At 42.3% G+C, this 19,057-nt stretch carries 12 protein-coding genes; 10 read left to right on the top strand and 2 right to left on the bottom strand.

What is annotated here, in order from left to right; genetic code table 11:
* Positions 1–26 precede the first annotated feature (26 nt).
* The gene (locus GJU87_RS14275; RefSeq protein WP_153640126.1) at positions 27–1,115 is read right to left on the bottom strand and encodes a DUF4434 domain-containing protein; all 1,089 of its coding nucleotides are present in this window, start codon (positions 1,113–1,115) and stop codon (positions 27–29) included.
* 61 nt (positions 1,116–1,176) lie between these two features.
* A complete protein-coding gene (locus GJU87_RS14270) occupies positions 1,177–2,397 on the bottom strand; it encodes an AGE family epimerase/isomerase (RefSeq protein WP_153640125.1) in 1,221 nt (406 codons plus the stop codon).
* Positions 2,398–2,788: 391 nt separating this feature from the next.
* Here GJU87_RS14270 and GJU87_RS14265 point away from each other — a divergent pair, with 391 nt between their 5' ends.
* The 10 genes from GJU87_RS14265 to GJU87_RS14220 all read left to right on the top strand — a co-directional run bounded on the left by GJU87_RS14265 (position 2,789) and on the right by GJU87_RS14220 (position 19,049).
* Positions 2,789–3,997 carry an ROK family transcriptional regulator gene (locus GJU87_RS14265; protein WP_153640124.1) on the top strand — a complete coding sequence of 403 codons (1,209 nt, stop codon included), beginning with the start codon at positions 2,789–2,791 and terminating at the stop codon, positions 3,995–3,997.
* Between the two features lie 560 nt (positions 3,998–4,557).
* The gene (locus GJU87_RS14260) at positions 4,558–7,716 is read left to right on the top strand and encodes a TonB-dependent receptor (RefSeq protein WP_153640123.1); all 3,159 of its coding nucleotides are present in this window, start codon (positions 4,558–4,560) and stop codon (positions 7,714–7,716) included.
* Positions 7,717–7,728: 12 nt separating this feature from the next.
* Positions 7,729–9,408 carry a RagB/SusD family nutrient uptake outer membrane protein gene (locus GJU87_RS14255; protein ID WP_153640122.1) on the top strand — a complete coding sequence of 560 codons (1,680 nt, stop codon included), beginning with the start codon at positions 7,729–7,731 and terminating at the stop codon, positions 9,406–9,408.
* Positions 9,409–9,647: 239 nt separating this feature from the next.
* Positions 9,648–10,904 (top strand): DUF1080 domain-containing protein, encoded by a 1,257-nt coding sequence (locus GJU87_RS14250; protein ID WP_228492002.1) that lies wholly within the window; start codon positions 9,648–9,650, stop codon positions 10,902–10,904.
* Between the two features lie 26 nt (positions 10,905–10,930).
* On the top strand, positions 10,931–12,451 hold the full coding sequence (locus GJU87_RS14245; protein ID WP_153640120.1) for a Gfo/Idh/MocA family protein: 1,521 nt from the start codon (positions 10,931–10,933) through the stop codon (positions 12,449–12,451).
* A gap of 68 nt (positions 12,452–12,519) precedes the next feature.
* Positions 12,520–13,377, top strand: coding sequence for a sugar phosphate isomerase/epimerase (locus tag GJU87_RS14240; protein WP_153640119.1), 858 nt, complete (start codon positions 12,520–12,522; stop codon positions 13,375–13,377).
* A 146-nt stretch (positions 13,378–13,523) separates the two neighbouring features.
* On the top strand, positions 13,524–14,789 hold the full coding sequence (locus GJU87_RS14235; RefSeq protein WP_228492001.1) for a DUF4434 domain-containing protein: 1,266 nt from the start codon (positions 13,524–13,526) through the stop codon (positions 14,787–14,789).
* 69 nt (positions 14,790–14,858) lie between these two features.
* The gene (locus tag GJU87_RS14230) at positions 14,859–15,920 is read left to right on the top strand and encodes a DUF4434 domain-containing protein (protein WP_228492000.1); all 1,062 of its coding nucleotides are present in this window, start codon (positions 14,859–14,861) and stop codon (positions 15,918–15,920) included.
* Positions 15,921–15,930: 10 nt separating this feature from the next.
* The gene (locus GJU87_RS14225; protein ID WP_153640117.1) at positions 15,931–16,911 is read left to right on the top strand and encodes a two-component regulator propeller domain-containing protein; all 981 of its coding nucleotides are present in this window, start codon (positions 15,931–15,933) and stop codon (positions 16,909–16,911) included.
* A gap of 170 nt (positions 16,912–17,081) precedes the next feature.
* Positions 17,082–19,049, top strand: coding sequence for an NPCBM/NEW2 domain-containing protein (locus GJU87_RS14220; RefSeq protein ID WP_153640116.1), 1,968 nt, complete (start codon positions 17,082–17,084; stop codon positions 19,047–19,049).
* Positions 19,050–19,057 lie beyond the last annotated feature (8 nt).

Genomic DNA, 19,057 nt, shown 5'->3' with positions numbered 1-19,057 from the left:
GTGTTTAAGTCGTTATTTTAGTCAGTTCAGATATTGAAATATTCCCTATATCGATTGTATAGGTGCCCGGCTTGAAGATAAGCAGACTGTGGACTCATAAAATGAGAAAATTCGAAAGTAATCCCCTTGTCATAACCAGCCCTTCTTGCGGCCTCCAGTTTCAACCTGAGTTTGTCAAATTTAATGGGTAAAAAGCGAATGGGCATATCCCGGTCAAAGGTTTCTGCATTGGTCCAGCACTCCATGTGATATTTTCGTGCCAATTCCTTGTTTACTTCGAAGAAAGCATCTAGTTCATCATAGTCGATATGTCCGTCCTGAAAGGCACAGGCATCGACCACATCATGAATTCCATCGAATATTTCGTCCCATTCCTCTTTGTGTTCCTGAACGGAAACCGCATTATTTTTGGTGAGGCTATCCGATGCTGCCTCTACTGCTTTCTTCCCGTCGATCCACGGAGAGATAAAAGTCGGCAGGCCATTCGATACATCCTTGCACTGTTTTCCCATTGTGTGAAAAGCTCCGATAGCCCCTTTCGTTTTGCGACTTATTTCTCCGCTGATATACCATCCCTGGAAGCTTTTAAATCTTCTCCCATAGTTTTTCCAGACTTCATCGATTACATATTTGTTGTCCTCGACCTCATATTTCATATCGCCTGTGTCCCAGTATCTCCCTGAGTCGTAAAGTCCGAAGTAAAATTTCATGCCATACTTGTCGGCAAGTCGCAGAAAAAGTTCCAGCGTATCGACAGAGGGTTTGTAGCATCCTTTTTTTAAAAGGTAGGCAGATGGATAAGTAATAAACTTTCGGTAACCGGATCGAATCATTATGACTGTATCGATGCCAATGGCTTTCATGTGCTGAAAATCGGCGTCCCACTCTTTTTCTCCCCAGTTTTGATGAGGTATGTCGTGTGATATTTCATCCAAAAAGGTTCCGGTAATTCTTAATCCATTTTCTTTCGGAACGATGTAATCTTCTGATAGAGAATAAGGTTTTAGTCCTGTATTTTCAGATTGGCCAAGAAGTTGCGTCCCCGTTATGGCCAAAGCGCTTGTGGCACCCAGTTTTTTCAGGAAATTACGGCGTGAGTCCTCTTTGTTATTCATAACATCGATTGTTGGGTTATATACTTTGGTGTCTTTATGTTATTAAAAGCAAATAGAGTCGTTAAAGCTTGTTTCGGGAATTTGATAGAGTTGCCGAATCTTTCTGTAATGGTGATGGCGAGGATAAGGTTTTCCATATTTCATACATAGCTCTGGGAACATGAAAGCTTCCTTTCCATTTTCCTCCTTTTAATGTAAGTAATGTTTCCCCTCTTCTGTCGAGATATCCAAACCATTCATTGTGTTCCGGATCTTTAAAGTGCTTCCATGAATATTGGTGTATTTCTTCAAACCAATTCTTGCAACTTTGATTACCTGTTAGCTTGTAACATTTGGCCATGGCAATCAGCGTTTCCAAATGGACCCACCAAAGTTTTTGATCCCATTCCAGTTGCTGGGGCGGGTAACCTTTGTAGTCCAGAAAGTAAAATATCCCACCGTATTTTTTGTCCCAGCCGAATTCCGTATTGCGTAACAATATTCTCTCGGCTTGTTCAATCAGAGATTGATCGTTGTATCGGATAGCCAGATCCATCAGAAACCACATCGATTCGTTGACATGTCCGGGACTGATTAGGCGCCCTTCAAAACTGTCAACAAATTTACCTTCCGGAGAAACGTTTTCCAGGATTAGACCGGTATCCTCCTGGTAAAAGTTGGTCATGATGTTGTTTATCAATTCCGGAACTATTTTGGCCGTGGTCTGACTGCCCAGAACATCTTCCAGGGAGAGGGACAGGTTGCACAGTATCATTGGTAAGGCAAAGTTGATGAGTGGGCGTGTCCCGGGAACTGATTTATCATATATGCCTTTGGGATGCTCCTGGCGTTCCAGTATTTGATAGTATGTTGATACAGCTATTTGTTTAAATTCTTCGGTACCGGTGGCTTTGTAAAGTTCGCCAAAGGCCATCGCCGCAAAGCAGTCTGAGAATATGTTGTAAGCCTGTATCAGGGGAGTTCCTTCTCGTGTCAGGGAAAAGTACCAGTTACCTTCTTTATCTCTTCCATATTTCTTCAGAAAATCGGCTCCGTTCAATGCAATGTCGAGCCATGCCTTTTTCTTTTCTACATTGTTATATAACATGGCAAACATCCATACCTGGCGTCCCTGCAACCATACAAATTTATCTGTGTCAAATACATTTCCTTCTCTTGTGAGGCAGGTAAAGTATCCACCAAATGTTTTATCGACAGAGTGTTCTGTCCAAAAAGGCATAACGTTATCCAGTAATTCTGTTTGATATAACGCTGCATATCGGTTCAGTTCTGAATTAATCATTGGTTTTCGTTTTTATTTTTTTGCGGCGTTACAGTATAAACTGTCTTTGAGAATCTGAAAGGGGTGTCTGACTTCGCTTTTATATAGCAGAATTGTGGGCGCCCAGTCAGTTCATATTCCGCAATTTTACATTTCATCTTGTTATTAAACAAATAAAAATAAAATATTTAAATAATAGATGCCAAATTAATAAAATAATTTAAATAAAATGATTTATAAAATGAATAAATTCGCTTTGAGGGTATTGTCTTAGTATTATTTTGTCTTAATGCAGGTGATTGTTCTGTTTGGGATATGGAATTATGTCAATACTAGAGGTTTTTTTGTAAATTTGTTTTAGTTATAAGTTGTTTCATTGTCTTAGGAAGTCCTGAGGTTACCTAATATTAATATGCAGCATAAGTTTTTTGAATCGGAGATTGAAAGCAAAGTTGACTTGACACGGAAGAATATTATTCGTTTTTATGTAGTCAATGGTTCAAGTACAATAGCGGAGCTGGCTAAGGAGTTGGATTTGAGTGTTCCTACGACAACGAAATTGATTGGTGAATTAATTGATGATGGATTTGTTCAGGATTTCGGCAAACAGGAAACGGGTGGTGGACGACGTCCTAATTTGTATGGTTTGAATCCGGATTCTGGCTATTTCGTTGGAGTTGATGTTAAACGCTTTCGTGTTAATATTGCTCTGGTTAATTTTAAAGGTGAAACCGTCAAATTTGAAGAAGGTATTCCTTATCGCCTGGAAAACACTCCGGAAGCATTAAATCAGCTTTGTGATATCATTAGTAATTTTATTGAAGATCAGGAAAAGCTGATGACCAAGATTCACTGTGTGGGGGTGAACATTACCGGTCGGGTAAATACTACATCAGGATACAGCTACAGTTATTTTTATTTCGAAGAAAAGCCATTGAGTGAATTGATTGAAGAGCGCATTGGTGTAAGAACATTTATAGATAATGATTCGCGTTCAATGGCTTACGGAGAATATGTGAGTGGGGTTGCAAAGGGTGAGAAGAGTATGATCTTTGTAAATATCAGCTGGGGTATTGGTATTGGTATCGTGATGGATGGGAAGCTATATTATGGTAAGTCTGGATTTTCTGGAGAATTTGGGCATACGTATGTGTTTGATAATGAGATTATATGTCATTGCGGTAAGAAGGGATGCTTAGAAACGGAAGCCTCTGGTTTGGCCATTCACCGAATTTTTCTGGAGCGGGTGAGAAATGGAAGTAATACCATATTACATAGTAAGATAGAGAGTGATGATGCTTTGTTGTTGGAGGATATCATCAATGCTACGCTGGAGGAAGATGTGTTGTCTATTGAGATTATCGAGGAGATTGGGAATAAGCTCGGACGGTCTATCTCCGGGTTGATTAATTTGTTTAATCCGGAATTGTTGGTTGTTGGGGGAACTGTTTCACGAGCAGGAGATTATATTCTATTGCCGATAAAAAGTGCCATAAAAAAATATTCATTAAACCTGGTCAACAATGACACGGAAATAAAACTTTCCAAATTGGGAGAAAAAGCAGGAGCGGTTGGTGCCGGCTTGTTAGCGCGTGAGCGCGTCCTCGGATTTTCTTCCTGAGTGGATCCTTTCCTGACCGACATGTGTGTGTGGTTGTCGGCTTTTTCAATTTTATTTTGAATGCTAGAGGCTTACGCCTCTTTTTTTTTGCCCCAGTGTTGCGGAGATTTTTTTTGCGACACAGGAGTGACATGAAAAAACGTGGGGCATCATCTTGTTTTGCTTTGTCTATTTGGGAAGGATATTTTCTGGCTAATTACGGATGGTGGTATGTTTTTTAATATTAGTATTTAATTCTCTTTTTAAAATAAAAATTATTAATAAATATTTGCAATTATTAAATATTGAAGTAAATTTACCTCTATAAAATAAAATATTTTTAAATAGCTTGTAGTATTACAAGGATTTGCCTTAAGGTTGCTAATTATATGAAGAGACGTGAATGTTCTGTTGGCGGTGATGAGATGTCCAACTGAAGAAAGGGGCAACAGCTTCACTGATTTTTAGTCATATAATGCGGCAGAGCCTTGATTATATCTTTTCCGGGGTAGATATAATCTCTGATTTTAAGTGCCGGGTGGGTACTAACTAATTCAAACATCTAATTTAAACTAAACATTATGAAACAATTGCTAAAAGGAATAGCACTTATTCTTTTGCTCTTTAATGGCTTGTTGTATCCTCAGGAAGCTCTTTCACAGGTGAGTGTCAGTGGAAGTGTGATGGACAGCAAAGGGGCTCCGCTGGTTGGAGTGAACGTCATTATCGTGGGAACTACCAGCGGAACAATAACCGATTTCGACGGTAAATATTCCATTGAAGTTCCTTCCGGAAATTCCATACTGAAGTTTTCTTTTATTGGTTATGTAAATCAGGAAATTCAGGTTGGTAACAAAGCGGTCATCAATGTTACTTTAAAGGAAGATACGCAGGGTATTGATGAGGTTGTCATTGTGGGTTACGGTTCCATGAAAAAAAGTGACCTGACAGGGGCAGTATCCAGTATCAAGGGGAAGGAGTTGGTCGATATTCCTGTGCGCTCAGCGACAGAGGCACTCCAGGGAAAGATTGCTGGAGTCACCATCACTTCTACTGGAGGTAGTCCCGGAACGGCACCAACCGTACGAATCAGAGGAATCGGTACCGTTAATGGTAATGATCCTTTATATGTCGTAGATGGTTTTCCTCAATCAGATATCGGTTGGCTTAATCAGAATGATATTGCTTCAATGGAAGTTTTGAAAGATGCTTCAGCGGAAGCAATATATGGTTCGAGGGGTGCAAACGGCGTGGTTATTATCACTACGAAAAAGGGAACCATGAGCGATGGACATAACATGACTGTCAGTCTCGATGCTTACTATGGTGTTCAGAATGTGACAAAGAAATTTGACATGATGAATGCGGAAGAGTTCATTGATTACCGAAACCTTGCTTATACCAATGGAACCGGACAACCGTGGGTTACACCGCAGGAAAAACAGTCCATGCTGAGTTTTCTTCAGGATAATTTTGGGAATAGTAATGGGACGAACTGGCAGGATGAAATATTCCAGTCCGCACCAATTCAGAATTATAATGTATCCATTTCCAATGGAACCGCCAAAACATCCTACTATACCTCCCTTGGTTACATGTCTCAGGACGGTATTGTAAAAGAATCGGATTTTGAAAGGATATCATGGCGGACCACTGTAGACAATCAGTTGACATCCTGGGCAAAGCTTTCCGGGAATTTTTCGGTGGTGTATCAATCCCGGCGAAATGTTGTTGAGAATACCATTTATGATGGAACAATATTTTGTGCCCTTACTGCAGATCCGGTAACTCCAATCTACAGAACGAACTTAAAAAATATCCCGGATTTTTTGAGTAATTTGATTCTGGTTGACAAAATAGATGCAAGTAACCCTTACTCTTATTACAGTCCGGTATTCTTCAACAACCGGGCTAATCCAGTGGCTCAATTAGCCGTGAATAAGGATAACGTATGGAAGGATGTAACCTTCAGAGGGGGGCTTAATCTTGATTTGAATCTTACCAGTTGGTTAAAATATCGCGGAACTGCAAATACATCTATTTACAGGGCAACTCCTGAATATTTTACACCTTCCTATTATATCGGGGCTTATCAAAATAATGTTGACGGATATGTTGGCAATGCATCCTATTCGACTAATTATACCGTCATCGATAACCTGATTACTTTTGATAAAACCTATGAGTGGAAGGGGAAACAACATACCACCTTCATGTTGGGTAATTCGGTTGAGATGACCAAAAGCAGCAACTTCAGTGCTAGTAAAACAGGAATCGTTACAAATACAGAATCCCAGAAAGTCATAGATGCTGCCACTAAAACCGCATCCGCCTCGGGAACCAAATCAGACGCATACATGGTTTCTTACTTTGGCCGCCTGTTCCATTCGTGGCGAGACAAGTATATGCTGACTGCCACCGTACGATATGATGGGTCTTCGAATTTTGATGCCGGCCATAAGTGGGGAGTCTTTCCTTCTGTTTCCGGAGCTTGGTCCTTTGGCGAGGAAGGGTTTATCCAGGATGCAATCGGGAAAACCTTGTCACGTGGTAAAATTAGGGTTAGTTGGGGACAGATAGGCAACCAGGCTATTGATGGAGGTGCATATCGTTCTACTTATAGCCTGAATAGTGGATACTACCTTTTCGGTGGTGGATTTCAGCTGGCTGGCGGAAAAGGCTACATGGGAAATCCCGATGTCAAGTGGGAAACGACAGAACAGACAGATATTGGACTTGAATTGGGCTTTTTTGATAATAAGTTGACGTTGTCCACGGATTATTTTTATAAAAAGACCAGTGACATGCTCCTGCAGGTTCCACTTCCCCAGTATCTTGGTTATACAAATGATCCCTGGGCGAATGCTGGAAGTATTGAAAATAAGGGAATCGAGCTAACATTGAACTATACAGGGAAATTGGGTGCTCTGCAGTATAACATAGGAGGAAACGTTTTCTCATACGCTAATAAAGTAATATCGCTGGGAGGTGGTCAGCCCTTGTATGGTGTAGGCTATGATGATAAAACAATCACCAAAACCGAGGTAGGTAAACCTGTTGGATATTTCTATGGACTCAAAACAGATGGAATATTCCAGTCTCAACAGGAGATAGAAAATAATACCAATGCAAACGGAGAACAAGTCGTTCAGGACAAAGCCCGTCCCGGGGATTTGAGATATGTGGATGTGAATTTGGACGGACAGATTACGGATGCTGACCGTACTGATATTGGTAGCCCGTTCCCTGATTTTACCTATGGCTTTGATTTTGGACTGGAATATAAAGGGTTCGATATTTCTGCAACATTTTATGGGGTACGCGGGAACCAGATTATGAACATGAAGAAGATTGACCTATATTCCGGAACCGCTTATTATAATGCTCCTAAGGACCTGATGACTACAGCATGGTCAGAGACCAATCCTTCCAATAGTCAATTCAGAATTACGACCGATAACTCGACAAACGTTCAGGTGTCTGACTGGTTGGCTGAAGATGGTTCGTATTTTCAATTGAAAACGTTGCAAATAGGTTATTCGATACCTCCCGAGCTGCTGAAGAAGGCATTTATGAAAGAAGCACGAATTTGGGTAGGAGGATATAATTTGTTTACGATTACAGATTATAGCGGAATGTCGCCAGAAATAGGAGACGCCAGTCCGTTGTTTAACGGAGTAGATATTGCTTTCTATCCACAGGCTCGTCAATATTTGATGGGAATAAATATTAAATTTTAAAATTCTGGAATCATGAAAAAGTTACAATATATACTGGCAATTATTCCAATTGTTGCCCTTCTTTCCTGCTCTGATAGCTTTCTTGATTCAAAGCAATATGCATCAATTGATGAGCAAGGTTATTATAACACACCCGGTGCTGCGCTTAAGGCGGTTACCAACTGTTATGCCAATATGATTCCATGGGGAGACTGGGACTACTATCTCAACAGGATTGAAGTTGGCACAAATGCCACAGATGACGCTGATGCAGGCGGATCGGATGCAAATGACCGTGCAGATACAAAGGATTTGGCTACTGGCCGTCCATTGACATCGAATGGTGAATTGCTCAATACATGGACCAGACGCTATACGGGTATTTCCAGGTGCAATTCAGCCATCGAAGGGATTAACGCAGCGGAAACACTAGTCGCAGCTGATGGTAATGTTGTTTCAGAAGAGACAAAGTCACGCTATATCTCTGAATTGAAATTCCTACGGGCTTGGTTCTATTTTGATTTGGCTTCAACATTCGGTTCTGTTCCATTAATAACAGAAACACCGGTTCCTACCGATTTACCTGCCAAATCTCCACTCGAGGATATCAGGGCTCAAATACTAAAAGATATCGATGAATGTATCGCTGATCCGAATATGCCCACCAATGTTAGCAGCGATGAATATGGAAGAGTATCAAAATATGTTGCTCATGCTTTTAAGGCCAGAGTTTGTTTATTTTTTGCTGGTTTGGAGGAGCATGGCAAAATGTCTGGTGATGCCAATACAGATTATACGTCTGCATTAAGTGCTGCCAAAATAGTTTATGACAGTCAGGTATTCAGTTTAGTTCCCGATTACCAGAATCTGTTCCGTGGTGATTATTTCTTCGGTTCTCACGCATCGGAGTTGACCAAGGAGTGTATTTTCACGGTATTAAGAGAGTATGTTCCTGGCTATTTGGATATCGGTTATTGTACGGCCGTTATGTATGCAGGACGCGGTGAAGTTGGTGGATGGGGCGGTAACTGTCCGACCGTTGATTTTGCGGAATCGTTTGATCAACGAGATCCCCGAAAGTTGTTTACGGTTATTAGCTCAGGTGATATCTTTCCCAATGTGGATGGTAAGTTGATAACACACAACTATACGGGATATGATAATATTCATCATCAACAGAGTCGAAAAGCCTTTGTGCCTGATCGTTTCAGGGATGGTTATTCACTTGGAGATATAAGAACAGACTGGGCTCCGTATTATATCCGGTATGCCGATGTGATTCTGATGTACGCTGAGGCGCTACTTAAGACGGGAGGTGACAACCAGAAAGTTGCCAGCTTGATTAATGAAGTCCGTTACCGTGCTTTTGTTTCAACTTCCAAGAAAGATGAAGAAGCTACTTACAGGACATTTGAAGAGACACTGATTCCGGTTGATGACGCTTACTTTCAGGCCAATCTGGCAGTGGATGCCGGAGATGATCTGTTGAAGGCGATCAAAAATGAGAGACGGTGGGAACTGGGTATGGAAGGCTACCGACTTCTGGATTTGCTGCGCTGGGGAGACTATGTATCGGTGATGAATGCCTATTATAGCGAACAACCTTACGCGAACAAAGGTAAACTGGTGTCCGATAATAGCTGGCCATTCCCGATTCCGCAGACGGAAATTGATAAGTCCAATGGCGTCCTGGTGCAAAACGGTAATTATTAGTTTGTGATGATTTTCATACGATAATAATCAATTTATGAGGCTGTCTCAGGATAATCTGCATTTTTACTTGTTGCTGGTAAATTAAGGTGTGAATTTCCTGAGAATGAACCCACAGACATTTGTGGGATCGCTCAGAGCTAGTTACTCAGATTCAGTGAAACTATACTTTCTGACGAAAATAGATAACTGGCAGATTAGTTTTTGAGGCAGCCTCTTTGAACTTATATGTAATGCTGAAAATGAGTAAGATATATGTGTTGGTTTTACTTTTTGGAGTCTTGTTGTCAGGTTGTAGTAAAAACGAGAACACACTAACAAGGGCTGAAAAGAATGCTGGCTGGGAATTGCTTTTTGACGGGAAAACACTACAGGGGTGGAGAGATTATAACGGAACTCGGCTAACCGGTCCGTGGGAAGTTGAAGATGGCACTATTAAAGCGGAAGGTCATGGTAGTGATGCCAGTGGATACATTGTTACAGATAAACAGTATGAAAATTTTATCCTTACATGGGATTGGAAAATATCGAAGGGTGGTAACAGTGGAATGTTGTATCATGTGGTTGAGGGGGCACAATTTCCTGTGCCATATGTAACAGGCCCAGAGTATCAGCTGGTTGATGATGTGAATTTTCCGGAACCTTTAGAAGAATGGCAGAAATGCGGTGCAGATTATGCCATGTATCTACCGGACAAAAGCAAACTGAACGTGAAGCCTGCCGGACAATGGAACAATTCTAAAATTGTATTCGATAATGGCCATGTGGAATATTGGATGAATGGTGTAAAAACACTTGAGTTTGAAGCCTGGTCGGATGAATGGTTTGCGAAAAAAAATAATGGGAAATGGAAGAATGATCCGGAATATGGACTGTCACCTTCGGGAGTAATCTGTCTTCAGGATCATGGATACCCGGCATGGTTTCGCAATATAAAAATTAAGAAACTACCCTCCCGAAAGGAAACCGTGAGTCTTTTTAACGGTCACGACCTGAAAAACTGGATTATCTATGGAACAGAAAAGTGGTATGTTCAGAATAATCTCCTGGTTTGCGAGAGTGGTCCCGATAAAGGTTATGGATACCTGGCAACAAAGCAATATTTCAGAGACTTTGACTTGTCTGTCGATTTCAAACAGATATCTAACGGGAATAGCGGCGTTTTTTTCCGGTCAACGATTAATGGGACAAAAGTTTCCGGATGGCAGGTCGAGGTGGCTCCCAAAGGAGATGATACCGGAGGTGTCTATGAATCATATGGGCGTGGATGGCTCCACCAAATTCCTGATGAAGAGGAGAATATTCTCAAGCCCGGCGACTGGAATACGATGCGAATCAGAGTGGTTGGTCCGGAGGTTAAAACATGGCTCAATGAGCATGAAATGACCCATTTGTCCGATTCTCTGATTGAGAGGGGAAATGGACGCATTGCTCTCCAGATACATGACGGTGGGGGAATTAAGGTACTTTGGAAGAATCTGATTTTAAAAAGACTGTAACCAACATAACCATTATACCTAAAACTATGGAAAAAGATAAGAGTAAATTTTCGAGAAGAAATTTTATTGGAACCGTGGGGGCTGCAGCCTCGGGGCTGGCCATAGTTCCCAGTAGCGTACTGGGGAAAAAGCTGGGACACACGGCACCTAGCGATAAACTGAATATTGCCGGTATTGGAGTGGGAGGAATGGGACGCAATAATTTGAGGAATATGAACACCGAAAATATTGTGGCCCTGTGTGATGTCGATTGGAATTATGCCGACAAAACATTTAAAGACTATCCGAATGCCAGAAAATTTAAAGACTGGCGGGTTATGTTGGATGAGATAGGCAAATCAATTGATGCGGTAATGGTGGCTACTCCGGATCATTCCCATGCCGGGGTAACGGCCCATGCCATAACTCTGGGAAAACATTGCTATACACAAAAACCCCTTACACACTCAGTTTATGAATCAAGGCTTTTGACCCGACTGTCCAAGAAGTATAAAGTTGCGACTCAAATGGGGAATCAGGGGAATTCGTTCGACTGGTGCCGTCAAATAGCAGAATGGATTCAATCCGGTATTATAGGTGACGTATATGAAGTCCATTGTTGGACAGATAGACCTATCTGGCCTCAGGGATTAGCCAAACCTAAGGGCGGAGTGAAAGTGCCGAAAGAATTGGATTGGAATTTATTTGTCGGACCAGCTGAGTTTCGTTCGTATGATCCTGCTTATACTCCATGGAACTGGAGAGGCTTCTGGGATTTTGGAACGGGAGCTCTCGGCGATATGGCTTGTCATATCATGGATCCTTTGTATTGGGCGCTGGATCTGAAATATCCAACGAAAGTGATGGCGAGTTCTACCCTTGCAAACCTTTATTCGCCTCCACAGGCCCAGAAAGTTACCTATACATTTCCGGAAAGACCGCCGAAAGGCGAAGTCAACATGCCCGAGGTGAAAGTTCACTGGTACGATGGAGGTTTACTGCCGGATCGTCCCGAAGAGCTGGAAGATGGTGAGATGATGGGAGATTCCAACGGCGGGTTGATTTTCGTCGGAACCAGGGGGAAAATAATGACAGGTTGTTATGGAATGAATCCTACGTTGTTGCCAAAATCAGCTATGGCCCATTTTAAACAACCCGAGCCAACCATTCCTCGAATAAAAGGAGGGAATGGAAATATCTGGGGGACCAATGCACATGAGCAAGATTGGATAAGAGCATGCAAAGAACCGGCTGACAGCCGAAAAGAAGCTTCCTCTAATTTCGGGTTTTCCGGACCGTTCAATGAAATGGTGGTCATGGGAGTGCTGGCTGTAAGGTTATCCGGTTTGCATCGGGAATTAACCTGGGATGGAGAGAAGATGGAGTTCACCAACATATCACCGAATGACAAAATCAAGGTCGTAACTGTTGATGAATATGCTGTGGTTGATGGAGATCCGCATTTTGACAGACGGTTTGCTGAATTTAACGCAAAAGAAATGGCGAGCGAGTGGATCAGACACAGCTATAGGGATGGATGGTCCTTACCCGAAATGCCTGTAGATTGATATCATAACAGGAGGCTAAGAAAGCATTTGGCTCCTGAACTATATTTTGTCCTGACTAAATAACTGGAATGATGAAAAATACCTTTAGGTACCTTTGTGTTACTCTTGTAATTATGAGCTTCTCGGTTCGCGCTTTTCCTCAAGCAGACAAAGCTGAAAAGGCTGGCTGGCATTTGGGAATCCAGGCTTACACGTTTCATAAATTCAGCCTGCAGGAGGCCATCGATAAAGCATATCAACTGGGACTGAAATATATTGAGGTATATTACGGTCAGTTATTGGGGGAAGATATTCCCGGAACAATGGATTTTCATATGGATAAGGCTACACAGGAAAAAGTGTTGGCCTATGCGAAATCCAAAGGTGTCAAAATTGTTGCCAGCGGGGTCATTATTTGTCATAGTGAAGCCGAGTGGAGTCAGCTTTTTGAATTTGCATCGTCTATGGGAATCGAAACGATTACCTGCGAACCCGATTATAAATACCTGAAATATGTTGATCAACTAGCCAACCAATATAGAATTGATGTGGCTATTCATAATCACCCAAAGCCTTCTCTCTACTGGAATCCTGAGTTATTTCTGAATGCAGTAAAAGGGCTTAGCAATCGTATTGGTGCATGCGCCGATGTCGGTCATTGGGAACGTATGGGAATTGACCCGGCTAAAGCCCTGAAAATGTGTGAAGGTCGTGTGAAAACGTTGCATTTCAAGGATGTGAAAGAGAAAGAAGCTGGTGAGGCTGAACAGCATGATGTGATTTGGGGAACCGGTGTCTGTGATGTTGACGGAATGCTGAAGGAATTAAAACGTCAGAATTTCAAAGGATTATTTTCAATTGAATATGAATATAACTGGGACAATTCCGTTCCGGACATCAGTCAATGCATCGATTATTTTCATCAGGAGGTTGACAGACTGTTTTAATTCATATTTATACAGAGGTGAAACTAATGAGATACAGATTTTTAATCCATATAGCACTTATATCTTTCTGTTTCTCGTTCCTTAATCGGGCCGCCGGGCAAGGAATTGGTCTGACGCTTATTCCGCCATCAGTAATAACCAATAAAGTGGATCTGGATATAAGGGCAGGGATATACAACTCCGGAGGACAGGAGAAACAGGTTGAGGTGCTGGTTTATTTCAACAATGAAACTAAGGAAGCTCTCTTATTCCGAAAAAAGATTACTGTTGACGCTAATTCCACCCGATGTGTAAAATTTATCATGCCGACAGCAGATAAGGTCGGTGACAACAGGATTATTCTCGTTGTACGGGGGAAAGACTACCGGCAGTTGGTCGAAAAACCGATAAGGATTATTGAGTCGAAAATTCGTTCGACTCAAACGATTGACGGCGCCTGGACCGGACTTTACCACTGGAGCGAAACCGAAGGGAAAATGTGGAATCCCGCATTGCAAAAAATGACTGATGATCAATGGAAAGAGCTGGTGCAGTTGATGCACAAAATCGGCATGGATATCATTGTCATTCAGGAGGCATTCCGAAATGAAGCATATGTCGACAAACACCGCATTGAACAGGAGGGATACCACGGGAAAGCTTTTTATCCTTCAAAATTATATTCAGGACGAATGTCCATTACGGCACACGATCCGATTGAGGCCATTCTTTCTGAGGCTGATAAACTTGGGATGAATGTTCTGGTAGGGGTGGGCATGTATGCCTGGTTCGATTTTACACAGGCTTCTTTGGAGTGGCACAAAAGGGTTGCAAGTGAATTATGGGAGCGATACGGACATCACAGGTCATTTTACGGGTGGTACGTTTCGGAGGAAAATTCGGGGGGGCTCGATGCTTATGCAACAAATGATCAGGACCGGATACGGCGACAAAATGATATGGTCAATTTCTTTAAAGGATTCAAAGCGTTCAGCACAGCTTTGGCACCTGATAAACCGATCATGCTTGCCACCAGCAGTTTCGATGTGCCTAAAGCTGAAAAAGTTTATCCCGAGTTATTAAAGAATCTGGACATTCTATGTCCGTTTGGCTTTGGCAGGATGCCGAAAAGTGATCTTTCCGGAGTTCAGGCTGCACAAAAATTGCAAAAGTGGTGTGACGATGCCCATGCGCATCTCTGGTTCGATTTGGAAGCGTTTCTTTTTCACAAGGAAGGTTATTTGTATCCTCGTCCTATCAACGAGATTGTTCACGATCTGACTCTTTTTGACAATTTCGAAAAGATACTTTGCTACCAATATCCAGGAGTTTTCAGTAATCCCGTTATGTCGATACGTTTGGGAGAAGAAGCGACCGTTAAGTTATATATAGATTATCAGAATTATATAAAGAATAAACAAACTTCCCGGTAGCATCTTGCCCGGAACAATGTTGTCGGAATGGATTTAAAATGAATTGGTAATAAAACATAGTAGGAAATCATGGATAGACGGAAATTTTTACAGATATCGGGCGTCGCGTCGACCGCCTTGTTGCTGCGAAATCAGTTGGTCGCTTCCACATTATCCGGAATGGGTTCGAATTCAGCAATTAAACCCATTTCAGGCTCCTGGTTTGAGTTTACGCATGGATATGCTCCGGAGGGTAAATACTGGAATCCGATTTTGCCTCAATTCACGACAGAACAATGGAAAGCTAAGGTGAAAGAGCATAGCGAACTAGGCATGGAATACCTTGTTCTAATGGCTGTCGCGAATGACGGAAAAACGTTTTATCCGTCAAAACTTCAGCCTCGTTATGACTATGCATGCCCAGATCCTTTGGAAGCTGTTTTATCAGCTGCCGATGAATGTGGGATCAAGTTTTTTGTAAGTAACGATTTTTGGGCAGACTGGCGCGAGGGGAACAAAATGATGACGAGTGAAGAGGTGGCTCGCTTGCGCGAGAAGGGAATGGAAGAAGTCGCTGAAAAATACGCCCATCACAAGAGTTTTTACGGGTGGTACTATCCTAACGAATCAGGTCTGTGGAACACCATTGATGACACGACAATACAATATGTTAATCGATGCAATAAAAAGGCCAAGGAACTGACTCCTAACTCTGTAAATTTAATAGCGCCTTACGGCACGAAATCTGTCAGAGCTGATGATAATTACGTCCGAAAACTGGAGCAACTGGATATCGACATCATAGCTTATCAGGACGAAATCGGGGTAAAGAAGACAAAAGTCGGAACGGCAGGAAAGTACTATGAAGCATTGAGCAAGGTTCACACGAAAGCCGGACGGTCGAAACTTTGGGCCGATATGGAAATTTTCGAGTTTGAAGGAGACGTGTATGATAGTGCCCTTGTTCCGGCTGATTTCGAACGGATACTGAAGCAGATGGAAGATATTTCTCCATTCGTTGACAAAATTCTTGTTTACCAATACATGGGTATCATGAATAAGCCGGAATCAATTGCAACAGTCGGCCATCCGAATTCGGGAAAACTGTATACTGATTACCGGAACTGGCTGGAATCTCGGAAACAACTTTAAATCGGAAAACATGAAGAAGCTAATCATACTAATCAACCTGTTTTTTTCTTTCTTCTTGTACACGGGATGCACTGAAGAATGGACAAATTATCGGATTGAGGATTCGTTTTCTCCTAAAAATGATATTCGGGCCATCTGTTTTGATCAGAATGGAAATCTGTGGGCTGGTACGTGGGCTGGTGTTTTTGAGTATGTTGATGGAAAGTGGGAAACGAGAGGGCCTGAAAGTTACGTAGAAACACTGTTTATCGCGGATGATAATACCAAATGGGCAGGCCTCTGGGGTGGTGGTGTTTATAAAAGCAAAGATGGAATTGAATGGGAAAAGGTCAAAGATGCATCTCCCACAAATTCGGTGAATACCATTTCGTCAGATAGCAAAGGAAGCATATGGGTTGGTGACTGGGGCGGAGGCGCTGTCAATCTGAACGGGCAGGGCGAAATTGATGTGAATGAAAAAAACGGTGGTGTAGCAAATCTCGATGGAAAGCACTGGATTGTTTATAATGACCGTGAAGTGAATCTAGGGGACAACTCTGTCGTTGCGATAACATGCGATTCTCAAAACCGCATGTGGTTTGGGACATATCACGGTCTTTCAAGATATGACAAAGGTACCTGGATACTATTCAATAAGGAAAACAGTCTATTGCCAGATGACGACGTGTATTCCGTGACAGCCGATTCCCAAGGGAATATATGGATTGGAACCTGCAATGGTCTTGCTCAGTTTGACGGGACAAACTGGACGATTTACAAAAAAGAAAACAGCGGACTGGTGGAGAATCTGATTCTGGCAATTGCTGAAGATTCGTATGGCAAAATCTGGGTGGGGACCAATAAAGGAGTATCCGTATTCGACGGAACAAAATGGAAAACCTATACTACGGCCAACAGTAACCTGATAGATAATCGGGTGCAATGTATTCGTGTATTAGAAAATAAAGTCTACATCGGGACAGGGAAGGGAATTTCAGTGGTCAGAGAATAATGAAATATAGACAACAGCACTAGTTTTAATGGATCCTTTATAGGTTCGGATTCAACCTTTCGCATAGGGTGGGCCTCCGGGGTATCCCGGAGGCTTTTTGACTGATTGTTGATGAGTATATTGTGAAGACAAACTAACCTATTTGATGAACTAACTTTTTCACTACGACTATGAAGAAAATAATATTCGGATTCCTGATCTCTCTTTTGCCCTTTTGTGTTCAGTCAAAAACGATATGGCTGGACGAGTTGAATGTGAGTAGGATGTATCAGGACTGGGGAACACCAATGGTGAATCGTTCAATTCTGGGCACTCAGTTGTCTGTAGCAGGCATAAAATATAAACGGGGAATCGGAACACATTCAATAAGTCGGTTTATCGTCCGGCTGGACGGCAAGGCAAAATTTCTTTCCGGGCAGGTAGGTGCCGACGACCGGAATGACTTTGCAGGAAAGATGGAGTTTCAGATCCTGGCAGACCAGCAAATCATATGGCGAAGTGGTCTGATGCAAAAGGGAATGCCGGCGAAGTCTTTTAACATTACTCTGAAGAATATTAAAAAACTGGCTTTTTTGGTGACAGAAGGCGGTGATGGCATAATGTATGATCATGCCGATTGGCTTAATGTACGTTTTGAAACCAAAGGAGAGGTCGTTCCTGAAGCAGTGATGCCTGAGCCGATAAAAACAGAAAAGTATATTCTAACTCCAAAACCTTCGCCAAAGCCCAAAATTAATAATGCAAAAGTTTTTGGGGTAAGGCCCGGTAATCCTTTTTTACTGACAATTGCAGCCACCGGAAATCGCCCGATGTCTTTCTCAGTACAAAATATGCCGGAAGGGCTGGAACTGGATACCCGAACCGGGATTATCAGCGGGATGCTGACAAAATCAGGTACTTATAGTATGATATTGCAAGCCAAAAATGAACTGGGAACTGATGCGAGAGTGGTCAGGGTTCAGGCGGGCGACGAAATTGCATTAACTCCTCCCATGGGATGGAATAGCTGGAATTGCTGGGGATTGAAGGTTGATGAGCAGAAAGTGGTGGATGCTGCCAGCTTTATGAAGGAAAAACTGATGAACCATGGGTGGAGTTACATTAATATAGACGATGGCTGGGAAGCCAATAAACGTTCGGCAAACGGAGAGCTTATGGGAAACGAAAAATTCTCCGACTTTAAGCGCTTGTGCGACTCTATCCACGAAATGGGACTTAAGTTTGGTATTTATTCTTCACCCGGGCCAAGAACTTGTGGCGGTCACTTGGGAAGCTATGGTTATGAGGAGAAGGACGCGAAGACCTGGGCTGACTGGGGAGTAGATTATTTGAAATACGATTACTGCTATTACTCCGAAATTGCCCCGGTTCCAACCGAAGAACTAATTAAGGAACCCTATGTCGTGATGCGCGATGCGCTTGATAGAGTACCGAGGGATATTGTTTATTGTGTAGGTTTTGGTGCTCCGAATGTCTGGAATTGGGCTCGTGAAGCCGGGGGAAATCAGTGGCGTACCACGCGCGATATTACCGATGAATGGAATATTGTCAGAAGTATTGGGTTCTTTCAGGACGTGTGTGCTCCTGTTACCCGTCCTGGAAAATACAATGATCCTGACATGCTTGTCGTCGGGAAACTGGGTATGGGTTGGGGAGCCAACGTGCATGAATCATATCTCACTCCCGATGAACAATATTCGCACATTAGTTTGTGGTGTATTTTATCCTCCCCCCTGTTAATCGGTTGTGATATGAGCGATATGGACGATTTTACAATTAACCTGTTGACCAACGATGAGGTAATTGGTGTTGATCAGGATCCAGCAGTGATGCCGGTCCATAAAATAATGGTAGATAATGGCCAGATTTGGTACAAATATCTTGAAGACGGATCGATTGCTGTGGGCTTCTTTCACGTCGATCCTTATTTCATTTTATGGAATAAAGAAGAAGGCGAAGCCATCCAACAGAAAAAGTATGATATGAGCCTCGATTTCGCTTTCCTCAATCTATCAGGTAAAGTAGTTGTCCGTGATTTGTGGCGGCAAAGGGAGCTGGGAACTTTTGAAAATAGCTTTTCAACCGAAGTACCATATCATGGAGTGACCTTTGTGAAGCTAACACCGGCAACCAACTAAAAAAGAAC

Source organism: Prolixibacter sp. NT017, assembly GCF_009617875.1.
GTDB lineage: Bacteria > Bacteroidota > Bacteroidia > Bacteroidales > Prolixibacteraceae > Prolixibacter.
This window is presented reverse-complemented; position numbering and strand designations above follow the sequence as displayed.